Source organism: Virgibacillus sp. (assembly GCF_013393565.1).
Lineage (GTDB): Bacteria > Bacillota > Bacilli > Bacillales > Amphibacillaceae > Virgibacillus > Virgibacillus dokdonensis.
Genome location: NZ_JABXHF010000098.1, coordinates 1 through 11,359, shown reverse-complemented (window position 1 = coordinate 11,359; position 11,359 = coordinate 1). Strand labels below are relative to the sequence as shown.

General features: G+C 38.1%; 14 protein-coding genes and 1 tRNA gene. 9 read left to right on the top strand and 6 right to left on the bottom strand.

Translation table 11 applies throughout. The features are described 5' to 3' along the window. Window positions 1-364 precede the first annotated feature (364 nt). Both HLX49_RS16025 and HLX49_RS16020 read left to right on the top strand, forming a co-directional pair. Window positions 365-673 carry a YwdI family protein gene (locus HLX49_RS16025; protein ID WP_077706487.1) on the top strand — a complete coding sequence of 103 codons (309 nt, stop codon included), beginning with the start codon at window positions 365-367 and terminating at the stop codon, window positions 671-673. Window positions 674-718: 45 nt separating this feature from the next. Next, window positions 719-1,087 carry a DUF423 domain-containing protein gene (locus HLX49_RS16020; protein ID WP_077706485.1) on the top strand — a complete coding sequence of 123 codons (369 nt, stop codon included), beginning with the start codon at window positions 719-721 and terminating at the stop codon, window positions 1,085-1,087. Window positions 1,088-1,104: 17 nt separating this feature from the next. Here the strand turns inward: HLX49_RS16020 and HLX49_RS16015 are convergent, their stop codons facing one another. From HLX49_RS16015 to hemQ, 4 genes are all read right to left on the bottom strand, one after another. After that, the gene (locus HLX49_RS16015; RefSeq protein ID WP_077706483.1) at window positions 1,105-1,362 is read right to left on the bottom strand and encodes a hypothetical protein; all 258 of its coding nucleotides are present in this window, start codon (window positions 1,360-1,362) and stop codon (window positions 1,105-1,107) included. Between the two features lie 374 nt (window positions 1,363-1,736). Continuing rightward, window positions 1,737-2,201: a spore coat protein GerQ gene (gene gerQ / locus HLX49_RS16010; protein WP_077706481.1), complete on the bottom strand. Its 465-nt coding sequence runs from the start codon at window positions 2,199-2,201 to the stop codon at window positions 1,737-1,739. 97 nt (window positions 2,202-2,298) lie between these two features. Next, window positions 2,299-2,724, bottom strand: coding sequence for a cell wall hydrolase (locus HLX49_RS16005; RefSeq protein WP_077706479.1), 426 nt, complete (start codon window positions 2,722-2,724; stop codon window positions 2,299-2,301). A gap of 201 nt (window positions 2,725-2,925) precedes the next feature. After that, window positions 2,926-3,672, bottom strand: a complete 747-nt coding sequence (gene hemQ, locus HLX49_RS16000) for a hydrogen peroxide-dependent heme synthase (RefSeq protein WP_077706478.1) — start codon at window positions 3,670-3,672, stop codon at window positions 2,926-2,928. A gap of 403 nt (window positions 3,673-4,075) precedes the next feature. Between hemQ and pta the strand changes: the two genes are divergently transcribed. Next, window positions 4,076-5,044: a phosphate acetyltransferase gene (pta, locus tag HLX49_RS15995; protein WP_296363137.1), complete on the top strand. Its 969-nt coding sequence runs from the start codon at window positions 4,076-4,078 to the stop codon at window positions 5,042-5,044. 985 nt (window positions 5,045-6,029) lie between these two features. On the opposite strand, the gene HLX49_RS15985 is transcribed toward pta, so the two are convergent. Beyond that, window positions 6,030-6,875: a lipoate--protein ligase family protein gene (locus HLX49_RS15985; protein WP_101932879.1), complete on the bottom strand. Its 846-nt coding sequence runs from the start codon at window positions 6,873-6,875 to the stop codon at window positions 6,030-6,032. Window positions 6,876-7,438: 563 nt separating this feature from the next. Between HLX49_RS15985 and yabN the strand changes: the two genes are divergently transcribed. From yabN to HLX49_RS15955, 6 genes are all read left to right on the top strand, one after another. Continuing rightward, a complete protein-coding gene (gene yabN / locus HLX49_RS15980) occupies window positions 7,439-8,881 on the top strand; it encodes a bifunctional methyltransferase/pyrophosphohydrolase YabN (protein ID WP_296363136.1) in 1,443 nt (480 codons plus the stop codon). 4 nt (window positions 8,882-8,885) lie between these two features. Then, window positions 8,886-9,146, top strand: a complete 261-nt coding sequence (locus HLX49_RS15975; RefSeq protein WP_073011480.1) for an RNA-binding S4 domain-containing protein — start codon at window positions 8,886-8,888, stop codon at window positions 9,144-9,146. A 61-nt stretch (window positions 9,147-9,207) separates the two neighbouring features. Further along, entirely contained in the window at window positions 9,208-9,507 is a 300-nt protein-coding gene (yabP, locus tag HLX49_RS15970; protein ID WP_073011477.1) for a sporulation protein YabP, read from the top strand. Beyond that, window positions 9,504-10,103 (top strand): spore cortex biosynthesis protein YabQ, encoded by a 600-nt coding sequence (gene yabQ, locus HLX49_RS15965; protein ID WP_077701798.1) that lies wholly within the window; start codon window positions 9,504-9,506, stop codon window positions 10,101-10,103. Before yabP ends, yabQ begins: the two co-directional genes overlap by 4 nt. A gap of 6 nt (window positions 10,104-10,109) precedes the next feature. Continuing rightward, entirely contained in the window at window positions 10,110-10,490 is a 381-nt protein-coding gene (locus HLX49_RS15960) for an FtsB family cell division protein (RefSeq protein WP_101933058.1), read from the top strand. Window positions 10,491-10,595: 105 nt separating this feature from the next. Further along, window positions 10,596-10,985 carry a S1 domain-containing RNA-binding protein gene (locus HLX49_RS15955; RefSeq protein ID WP_077701799.1) on the top strand — a complete coding sequence of 130 codons (390 nt, stop codon included), beginning with the start codon at window positions 10,596-10,598 and terminating at the stop codon, window positions 10,983-10,985. A 210-nt stretch (window positions 10,986-11,195) separates the two neighbouring features. Here the strand turns inward: HLX49_RS15955 and HLX49_RS15950 are convergent. Then, window positions 11,196-11,269 (bottom strand) — tRNA-Met (locus HLX49_RS15950). Between the last annotated feature and the right edge of the window lie 90 nt (window positions 11,270-11,359).

Here is an 11,359-nt window from a genome sequence, read left to right as displayed (position 1 = left end):
TCATCGGTTCGTTCTAAATAGGAAGGCCGACTAAAGACGGGCTTGCCGGAGGGCGCCGGCATACTCCTGTTGCAGGAGCATGATTCCTAAAACTTTAGTTGATTCGTTCCACTCGCTACGTTGCTAACCGGGCGCCCCGAGCCTTTGTTCTTTTATCGTATAAGCAAAACGACGGCGTTCTTCTGCCACAGTAATTGGCGAAAAAAGCTAAGTTTTTCGAATCAAACCGTATACATAATGGCTGAAAGATAGAGGCGTTATTAACTATGTCAAGAAAAACTTGATAAATGCAGACAGGCTAATTGTTTTTAGTATGAACTCAATTTATAATGAAGGTACAAAATAAATGTTAGGAGAACTTGGTATGGCTGTAACCAATACGACTATAATCAATAAAATGTTAGAGGAATTACATGTTGCAAACAATAACGTGGATAACGAGCTTGTTTTACGGCAACATGTTCGTCATATTCGTTTATTATGCGATTTGTTGCTTGATGAGCAAGAAAAATCGATGACGCAAGCACAAGATTCAACGCAATTTTCTGCAGCAGAAATAAAAATGATGCTTGGAGAAAAGGGGGCAGCAAAAATTAACCAACAAAAAGAGGTAAATCCACAAGCAAAGATAGATCACGAAGAAGCAAATGGGGATTCATTGTTTGATTTTTAAGCCATAGTACTTGCTTCTCTAACTTCATAAGAAAAGAGGGAGAACATGAAACTATTTTTAATTTTAGGCGCTATTAATGGGTTTTTAGCTGTTGCTTTAGGAGCATTTGGTGCACATGGATTAGAAGGGAAAATATCTAAAAGTGCAATAGCTACATGGGAAAAAGCGGTAAATTATCAAATGTTCCATACGATGGCATTATTTGTAACAGGCATATTAATGATGAAAGTACATAGTGTTGGAGTGACTTGGGCAGGTTGGCTGTTTTTTATTGGCATTTTATTATTTTCAGGCAGTCTGTACATTTACTCTACAACGGGTATCAAAACCTTTGCGATGATTACTCCTATAGGAGGCGTAGCATTTTTAATTGGCTGGATTCTACTAGGTACATTTATTGCAAGATATGTATAAATATATGGCTTCTCTGTTTACAGCCGTAGTAGGAAAAGCAACGTGAAGATAAACACGAGTAACGCACGTACGGCTTGTTTTATTGTGTGGGAAGGGATGGAGCGGTATAAATGCCATTGCACGAGGCTGTCAGCGATAAGACTTCCTGCAACCAAGAGCAAACCTAATATAATTACAATCGTGTAGCCTTTGATTAAAGCAATAAAAGTAAAAAGACTGGCAGCACCTAAAGCTAACAGCTCTACTATCATGAATTTTTCGTAAGGTTGTTTCATGGTGCTCGCCTCTCTTTTTGTACTATAGAAAGTAAAAAATTTTACAGTATAGTAAATTAGTCGTCATGACTTTTACTAACTTAGCCAGATGTTGCATATACGATGGCAATAAGGGATGGCATAGAGGAATTGAGTATGTGCCATCCCTTATTTTTAAGATAAGAAAGTATTAAAGTGAGGTGCTTGTGTATAAAGAAATAACCGATTAGCGACGTCCGGCTCCAGCGCCCAACAACTAGATGATTTCACGAAATTGCCCTACGATAAGTCATCATCGGTGCGTAGCCTCACCGCAATTCCTTTATCTCGGTTGATTCGTCCCAGTCGCTACGTGCTAAACGGGCGCTTGCGCCTTTGTCAAAGTTCCAATGGTACTACCGAGGTGGATAGGAAACATTGCCCGAAGTTTCGCCAAATGGATAGGCATAATTCAGTTCTTCATCAAATGTAACGTAATCTAAATATACCATTAACAATAAGTAGCGTTTCCCAGATTGTGGGTCACTTATAACAATATGATCACGACCGGCTGCTTCAATAATGCCACGGAATACTTTGGCATTCCATTGGTCGTTATTTTCAAATGTCATATATACCGTTGCTTCTTTACCACGATTTAATCGTAAAATATTTTCAATATAGGATTCTTGTTCTGGTAGCATGCCTTGGTTTTGGTTAAAACCACTTGTTGTTGGATAGGGCTGTTGAGACGGTGCATAGGACTGATGAGAAGGTTGCCGCATTGGATAGATTGGATAATAGGCTTGTGACGTTGCTGGGTAATAATACGGATAATACGGATACGTATTCATTTGCGGGTTTGTTTGGTTTTCACTCATGAAACTCCTCCTTAAAACTGAATAGGGTTTAAGTTTAAAGCACGAAGAAATATCTTCTCAAATAATAGCAGTTGCTATTTTTCATTCCTCCTCCTTATTAACGATAAACGGTCGGACATTCTGAAGCGGTTGGGGCAAAAAAGCAATGCGATTTGTACCGTCCAACGTTCCACTGTCCAAACCATTGTGCTGGGCAACTCCCTTCTGGCCGAAAAAACCATAGAGAGTTAGAAGCTGGATGCTGTCGTTCTCCCTGGATAACTCTACGTGCTAGGCGTTTTTCTGATTCTCTTGCTCTTTGGTAAAAATATCCTCTTTGTGTAGCTTCAAAACCTCCGGGGCTTTGGTATACCATGTTTCGAATGTTACGTATATTTGTAAAGTCTAAGCAATCGGCGATGACTCTGTTTATGCCTGTATTTCCTACCATTAACATTCCTAACTCACCATCACCTTCTGCTTCTGCTCGCATTAATCTTGCTAATAATTCAATATCTTTATCGGTATGAGCCACTAGTGACATGAGCAATCCCCATTTCTGTCCAATCTCGGTGCATTATCATATGTATGCTACAAGGAACATAGTTATGATTTGTTTTAGAAAAACTTCGCCTGTCGCCAAGATCTAAAGGCGAAAGCACTAGTTTTACTTATACGAGATTTTATAGTGAAAAAAAGCCTTTACACATGGGACGAAGCCAACGTGTAAAGGCACCAAGTTGTTTTATATTTTAAAGAAGGCAGGAAGCTGTTCTTTCGCTAAATAGTTACCTACAAAGAATTCTCCAAACTCTCCATATCTCGAGCTAACTTCATCAAATCGCATTTCATAAACAATTTTTTTGAATTGTAATGGATCGTGAGCGAATAATGTTACGCCCCATTCCCAATCATCAAGTCCAATGGAACCAGTGATGATTTGTGATACTTTACCGGCATATTTACGACCTGTCATACTGTGTTCATATAATAATTTACCGCGTACATCTTTTTCTAATGTATACCAGTTTTCATCTCCGTGACGGCGGCGATCCATAGGATAAAAGCAAACATGCTCCCATTTTGGAAGAATTGGTTTTAACCGCTGAGCTATTTCTGGAATTAATTCTGGATGCTCCTCTTTATAAGGGCGGTATTTAGATAGTTCTACTATGGAAAAATAAGAATGAGCAGGGATTAAAAATGCTCCCATCTTTGATTTATTCAATTCATTTTCAATAGCTGCTAACTCGTTCGTAGTTGGGCGCAAAAACATGAACATCAAATCAGCTTTTTGACCAACAATATTGTAAAGGGCATGGCTTCCGTTTTTAGCTGCTTCTACTTCTTCCCATTTAGTAAGCATTTGCTGTAAACTATGAATTGCTTCTTGCCTCTCTTCTTCACTTGCAAGCTTCCATGAAGTCCAATCGACAGTGCGAAAATCATGCAAACTATACCATCCATCCATCGTTTCTACTGCTTCTACCATTGTAATCTCCCCTTTATTGATACGATAAGTTTAAGTACAAAAAACCGCCATGACTTACATTTGGATAACCACCATCTACTATGAGACTTGCAGGCGGTTTTTTCATAAAAAATATATTTCGCCTAAAGACTTGGCTTGGCAATAAACCAAATTTTCCTACTTAAACTTGGCGACAAGCCACCAAGGTTTTCTAATATGCAATAGACATGGCAAATTGGCAAATCTGCCTCTACTATAGCATAAATAGGGCATGCTAAGCATGAGATAGACTTCTAATAAAGAGAGATATGTTTAATTGTCATGAGAATGTCAAAAAACATAAGGGACATAGAAGAGAAATACTTTCATTTATCGTAAAAATCATCTACTATTTAAGTATAACCATATAGGAGGTTTATCAAAAGTGAGTGAATTATTTAAACAAATGCAAGAAAAAGTTTCTAGTCAATCTAAATCTATTGTCTTCCCAGAGGGGACAGATGAACGTATATTGACAGCTGCTAGCCAGCTAGCTGCAACAAAGGTGTTAATGCCGATTTTGCTTGGTGACAAAGTAGAGATCAAGCAACAGGCGCAAAAAGCAGGAGTAGATGTATCACAATGTAAAATAATTGATCCAAAAGATTTTGCCCAATTTGATTTAATGGTCGAAACTTTTGTAGAACGTCGTAAAGGAAAAGCAACGAAGGAAGACGCTGAAAAAATACTTTTAGATGAAAACTATTTTGGTACCATGCTTGTCTATATGAATCAAGCGGATGGTCTTGTTAGTGGCGCTGTTCATTCAACCGCTGATACAGTTAGACCTGCTCTACAAATTATTAAAACGAAAGAAGGTGTGAAAAAGACATCGGGCGCATTCGTTATGGTTCGTGGTGATGAAAAATATGTGTTTGCCGATTGTGCTATTAATATCGAACCTGACAGCCAAGATTTGGCAGAAATCGCAGTGGAGAGTGCAAATACGGCGCAACTATTTGGTATTGACCCGCGTGTTGCTATGTTAAGCTTTTCAACAAAAGGTTCAGCAAAATCAGATGAAACAGAACGTGTAGTGGAAGCATTACAAATTGCCAAAGAAAAGAATCCATCATTAGTAATTGATGGGGAATTTCAATTTGATGCTGCGTTTGTTCCGAGCGTTGCTGCCAAAAAAGCGCCTGGTGCTGTATTACAGGGAGATGCAAATGTGTTTGTTTTTCCTAGTTTAGAAGCAGGTAATATCGGATATAAAATTGCGCAACGTTTAGGCGAATTTGAAGCGGTAGGCCCAGTATTACAAGGGTTGAACAAACCTGTTAACGACCTTTCTCGTGGGTGTAATGCAGAAGATGTTTATAACTTGGCGGTAATTACAGCAGCTCAAGCCTGATATTACGAAATACATGTCATCCATGCCCCATATAGTGAACTTTTTCACGAGTTTCGCTATATGGGGTAGTTTGCTTCTTATGGTAAAGAGAATTTTTATCCTTGATTGTTGTACTACGTAAAGATACCTAACTAAGCCGCGCAACTTAGACAAACGCTAGGTTGGTTAGCCCCCCTTGGCTGAAGCAGTGGGGGACTATTGGGGAAATGTTTATTGCCCTAACAATGTATGTATTTTAGCTAAGCAATCTTCCACTATTTCTTCTGGGGCTTGTCCTTTTATTTTTAACTTTCTAGTGTTCCAATCTTTGGTCAGTGAGTATAACTCCAGATATAGCTAAACCGTCAGGAAGGGCAACTTCATACCCCCAAGCCTCTGACGATTTTTGTGATTGGACACAGAACCGTAAAACCTGTTACTTGATTAAATTGTTTTAGGTGATAAGACAAGCGCAGGTCTTATGCCAACACATCCTAAGCCAATTGTATATCCTTAGTATATACAATTGGTTGGAAAAGATTACTCTTGATTTCCTCTCTATCTTAATTTTAATACTAATGAGATGAAATTCATCAATTTGGAATCTAAGAACACAGTGTAGGGTATGGTTTAGCAAGATTGCGATGGAAAGCAATAACGGAAATAAAGGAATCATGCCACTAAAACAAGGGTATGGCCGACGTCGCGGCAGGTCCGTGAATCGGCGATGACTTATCATAGGACGATGGAGTCGGACGCGGCTATTTCCATATCCACTAGCACTTTATTATATATTTTCTTATTTAATAAAAAGAACCGGACGCATCCGGCTCCTTTAACTGACAACCCCACCGAATCAGTAGGGGCCTAGAGTACTTGTACAATCTTATCTTATCTTTCTTAGTTATTATTAAAGAACGTTTTCTTTTAGTTGAGAATGTGAATGGGCATATATTACGCCTAGAAAGATTTCTTGGTTTGCTTATTGCTTTGCATTAGATGCTTTTCATTCCGGAATTACTGTATTACGTTTCTTCATCTGTACTAATCTTTTGCGATAGTGTGCATACTCTGTCGGTGTGAAATTAGTTTCAACAACATGTTCGCTAACTTTTAATAATGCATTCATTGCTCGACGCTTCATGTCATTTACGGTTAGCGGAGTTTGCAATAATTCCGATAAAGAGCACATCACATTAGGATCTACAGTGGGATAGCTAAATTTCGTCGATTCTCCTCGTTTACTAACTGTATAAAAATCTCTGATTACACTCGCTCGTTTAAAACTATCTCCTTCGACATCTAAATAAATTTGCACAGCTGCGCCATCTTTTACCCGACGTTGTGAAATTCCCGCAAATTTCCTCCCGTTAATACTTAAATCATAATCTCCCGGACAATAAGAATGGATAATTTCGTATGCTTCAATACGCTTTGTCAAATCACTTAGCATGTATTGGACAAAGCTGACCATCGCTTCATATCCTTCTTGAATAGATACATTTTTAACATCGGGAAAAATGAGCGAAATATTGAGCACACCACTGTCTAAAGCTACTGCTAGTCCACCTGAATTACGTATGACAACATGGTAACCAGCTTGTTTTAATTGTTCTACCCCTTCATGGATATAAGGAAGTTTTGCATCAGGAATTCCAAGTACAATCGTTTGTTCATGCACCCATAGCCTCATTGTCGGTGGAGATAATTTTTCACTAACGGATAGGGCAAGCGCATCATCAATGGCAAAGGAGTGAAGAGCGGTGTATTGTTCCTGATCAAACATGTTCGTTGTTGAATGGTCCATATAACGAAAGGTTGTATGTGCCATCATATTTTCCCAGTTTTTCATAAGCAACTCCTGACTTTCTATCTATCATTGTTCATTTTCCTTACAGCTCGTCAAGAAAAAAGTTCATTTGTTTATCGTATAAGCAGAACGATGGCGTCTGTTCGCCTGATATTCGGAAAGCTTTCGTTTTCTTATCGAATACGAAACCCAGCATGTGCTCAAGAAAGGCGACAACGCGTGGTTTTTATTAAACAGAGATGTTTCTCTACGAGGATAAGAAAGTATAAAAATTAGATGCTTTGGTATAAGAGAAATAACATAGTAAGCCACGTCCGGCTTAAGCGCCCAGCAACTAGGTGACTTCACGAAATCGCCCTACGATAAGTCATCATCGGTTCGTGCTAAATAGGAAGGCCGACTAAAGACGGGCTTGCCGGAGGGCGCCGGCATACTCCTGTTGCAGGAGCATGGTTCCTAAAAATTTAGTGGATTCGTTCCACTCGCTACGTTGCTAAACGGGCGCCCCGATCCTTTGTTCGCTAAGGCTACGAACTAGTTTCATGGAGGAAGAAACAACCCTCATTCAATAAAAATTCACTTTATAACTCAGGAAGGAGCTAGCTATGAACAAAATCGAAATTATTGGTCTTGGTGCAGGAGACTTGGATCAGTTACCTTTAGGTATTTATAAAAAGCTTTGTAATTTAGACAAGTCCGTGTACGTCCGCACGCTGGATCATCCTGTTGTTCAAGCATTGCAAGCAGAAGGTGTGAGCTTCCATTCCTTTGATACAATTTATGAGGAAGAAGAACAGTTTACTAATGTATACCATCGTATTGTTGCAATTATTTTAGAAAAAGCGAAAATAGAACAGGTTATCTATGCTGTGCCTGGACATCCCATGCTTGCGGAAAAGACCGTACAAATCTTGCTGGATTCCGAATGTGAGGTAGAAATCATCGGTGGAAGCAGTTATTTAGATGATCTATTTACCGGATTAAAAATAGATCCTATTGACGGATTTCAATTTCTTGATGCAACATCTTTCAAGCGTCAAGATATAAGCTATCACAATCACCTCGTGTTTTCGCAAGTGTATGACCAAATAATTGCTTCTGAAGTAAAACTGACATTGTTAGAGGACTTACCTGCAGACTATCCAATTACCATTATTGATGCAGTAGGAAGCGCTCGGGAAAAAATAGTAGAAGTTCCTTTAGAAGAATTAGATCGCACGGTTGACGTTAGTAATTTAACAAGTGTCTATGTCCCACCCGCACCGGAGCATTTATTACATCATACGTTTGCAAATTTACGCCAAGTGATCCATACGTTAAGAGGGCCTGATGGATGCCCGTGGGATCAGAAGCAGACACATGAAAGTCTGCGAGAATATGCTATTGAAGAAGTGTATGAGCTCATTGACGCGATTGACCAACAAGATGACGAAGGGATTATTGAAGAATTAGGTGACGTACTGCTACAAGTTATGCTACACAGTCAAATTGGGGAAGATGAAGGTTATTTTACGATAGATGATGTCATTCGAAACCTTACGGAAAAAATGATTCATCGTCATCCACATGTCTTTCAAAATGAATCTGTTTCCAATGCAGATGAAGTCGTAAAGAATTGGGAGCAATTAAAAAAGGATGAAAAAGGAGAGACAAGAGCATCTGCGTTAGATGGTATTGCAAAGCATTTACCATCACTTGCACGGGCGTATCAATTACAAAAAAGAGCAGCAAAAGTAGGGTTTGATTGGCATTCTCTACAAGGTGCCTATGATAAATTACAAGAGGAGCTAGAAGAATTTAAGGTAGCTATAAAAAAAGGAAATGCACATGAACAAGAGAAGGAGTTTGGCGATATATTATTTGTTCTAGCGAATATAGCAAGGTATTATAAAATAAACCCAGAAGTAGCCTTACATCATACGAATGAAAAATTTATTTTGCGTTTTTCCTATATGGAACAAGCATTAAAAGATCGTCAGCGTTCCATTCAAGAAGTAACTTTAGAAGAGATGAATGAATTATGGGAAGAGGCGAAAGAAAAGGAGTAAAACAATGCGTCTAGACAAATTTTTAAAAGTATCTCGTTTAATTAAGCGTCGTACGTTAGCCAAGGAAGTAGCTGATCAAGGTAGAATTACGGTAAATGGTAATCAATCTAAAGCGGCTACGACATTAACGGTAGGCGATGAGCTTGTTATTCGCTTTGGGCAAAAGGTAGTTACACTGCGTATTGATAATTTACGAGAAACAGTGAAAAAAGAGGAAGCCCAATCCATGTATACCATTATAAAAGAAGAAAAAATTACGAATTAAAAAGTTCTATACTTGTCCCTCCTATCATAAACTACTATGGATAAGGAGGGTGTTTTTTGCGATGAACTATTATGAGAATAAAGAGCATATACCACGTGTTACTACAGATCATACGGTAAAAATGAATAATCGTAAAAATTTGGAAATTACAGGTGTGAAAGAAGTGGATAGCTTTGATAATGAAGAATTTTTACTGGAAACAGTAATGGGTTATTTAATTATACGTGGGCAAAATTTACAGCTGAAAAATCTAGATGTTAATGATGGTTCTGTTGTTATCAAAGGGAAAATTTACGAGCTTTCTTATATTGATGAACAGCAGGAGAAGGCTAAAGGGTTCTTTAGCAAGTTATTTAAATGAGTTTAAGTACGCAGCTTGTAACAATGTTATCTATGATTGCAGGTGGCTTGTCTACGGGTGTCATGCTAGACACCTTTCGTAGGTTCTCTCCTTATTGGAGAAATAGGAAGATCATGATTTATGTAATGGAAGTAGGGTTTTGGACCTCACAAACATTATTGCTTTTTTATATTTTATTTTTGGTTAATGGTGGAGAGATAAGGTTATATATTGTACTAGCATGTCTACTAGGTTTTTCAATGTATCAAGCGATACTCTCCAATTATTATAAGAAGTTACTGGAGCATTTCATACGAATTGCGCTCTCTATCTATCGTTTTTTTTCACGACTTATACAAGTCTTCATTATTTCACCGATAAAAGGAATTGTAATGGTTATTTATACAGTATTTATATGGGTTTTAAAACTGATTCTCTCTCTGCTACTTTTCGTTTTAACGGTGATTGTAACGCCAATCCAATGGTTACTAAGAGGAGTCTACCAGTTGCTACCTAAAAAAGTTCAAGGAATTCTATTACAAATAGCAGGATTTTATAGTACAATAAAGAATAACTTAAGTAAGGTTTGGGAGAAAATTCGCTGGAAGAGGAGGTAATAGGTATTGACTACAAGTAAACAAAGCGTAAGAAAACTGGATTCGAATTACATGCAACAATACGATGCCTATGTAGAAAGGCAAAATCGAAAAAAGCGACGTTTAATTCGACGTTTGGTGTTATTTGGAGTTATTACTCTCGTTATTCTTGGCGGTATGACTACATATCATATCCAGCAGCGCTCTCTTTATGCGGAAAAGACAGACGAATATGAAAATCTACAAGCAGAATTGACGGATTTGAGAAAAGAACAAAAAAATCTGAAACAAGAAGCAGAGCGTTTAAAAAATGAGGATTATGTATTAGAAATAGCGAGGACAAACTATTTCTTATCTAAAGAGGGCGAATTAATTTTTAAAGTTCCTGATAAAGAACCATCTTATTGACACACTTTCGTCAGCTTGGCTATAATATAATAGTAAGCTGATGATACATCATCGGTGGTTACTATTATTAGTTTCCTAAAAATTCTAAGGAGGAGCATTTTTTTTATGTCAATTGAAGTAGGCAGCAAGCTGCAGGGTAAGGTAACTGGTATCACTAATTTTGGAGCCTTTGTAGAAATCGAAAGAGGAACAACCGGACTTGTTCATATTAGTGAGGTTGCCGACAACTATGTGAAAGACATTAATGAACATCTTTCTGTTGGCGATGAAGTAAAGGTGAAAGTCATTAACGTAGAGAAGGACGGAAAAATTGGTCTATCGATTAAAAAAGCGGTAGATAAGCCAAAACCAAAACGTCAACGAGATAACCGTGAACGGGTTGAATCTTTTGAGTCAAAAATGAATCGTTTTTTAAAAGACTCTGAAGATCGCCTTGCCTCTTTGAAGAAGCACACGGAATCCAAACGCGGGGGTCGAGGTGCTAAAAGGGGATAGCAGTTGCTGTCTAAAAAAGATAATGCTCTATAAATAAAATTTATTCTGAATGCGTACCTTAAATGCAAAGTGGAATACACGGCGCCTTTTGTTACCTGTTATTAGTTGTCGAAAAAGGCGCTTTTGCTATACGAAAAAAACAGAGATTAACGTTGAGTTAATCTCTGTTTTTTTATCGTTTTGATATTTGTTACATCATTATTATTTTAATGGCGGTGGAGGGGATCGAACCCCCGACCTCACGGGTATGAACCGTACGCTCTCGCCAGCTGAGCTACACCGCCAAATAAGTCAACATGGAATATAATACAGCAGGTTCGTCTCTCTGTCAACTCCTTTTTTAAAAAGATAAGAAAGGATAAAAATTAGATGCT

Bases quoted from the DNA above. Each gene is read 5' to 3' on its own strand.
- yabN (WP_296363136.1), top strand. From the start codon at position 7,439: ATGAACAAAATCGAAATTATTGGTCTTGGTGCAGGAGACTTGGATCAG.
- HLX49_RS15975 (WP_073011480.1), top strand. From the start codon at position 8,886: ATGCGTCTAGACAAATTTTTAAAAGTATCTCGTTTAATTAAGCGTCGT.
- yabP (WP_073011477.1), top strand. From the start codon at position 9,208: ATGAACTATTATGAGAATAAAGAGCATATACCACGTGTTACTACAGAT.
- HLX49_RS15985 (WP_101932879.1), bottom strand. From the start codon at position 6,875: ATGAAAAACTGGGAAAATATGATGGCACATACAACCTTTCGTTATATG.
- HLX49_RS16025 (WP_077706487.1), top strand. From the start codon at position 365: ATGGCTGTAACCAATACGACTATAATCAATAAAATGTTAGAGGAATTA.
- yabQ (WP_077701798.1), top strand. From the start codon at position 9,504: ATGAGTTTAAGTACGCAGCTTGTAACAATGTTATCTATGATTGCAGGT.
- HLX49_RS16005 (WP_077706479.1), bottom strand. From the start codon at position 2,724: ATGTCACTAGTGGCTCATACCGATAAAGATATTGAATTATTAGCAAGA.
- gerQ (WP_077706481.1), bottom strand. From the start codon at position 2,201: ATGAGTGAAAACCAAACAAACCCGCAAATGAATACGTATCCGTATTAT.
- HLX49_RS16020 (WP_077706485.1), top strand. From the start codon at position 719: ATGAAACTATTTTTAATTTTAGGCGCTATTAATGGGTTTTTAGCTGTT.
- HLX49_RS15955 (WP_077701799.1), top strand. From the start codon at position 10,596: ATGTCAATTGAAGTAGGCAGCAAGCTGCAGGGTAAGGTAACTGGTATC.
- HLX49_RS16015 (WP_077706483.1), bottom strand. From the start codon at position 1,362: ATGAAACAACCTTACGAAAAATTCATGATAGTAGAGCTGTTAGCTTTA.
- hemQ (WP_077706478.1), bottom strand. From the start codon at position 3,672: ATGGTAGAAGCAGTAGAAACGATGGATGGATGGTATAGTTTGCATGAT.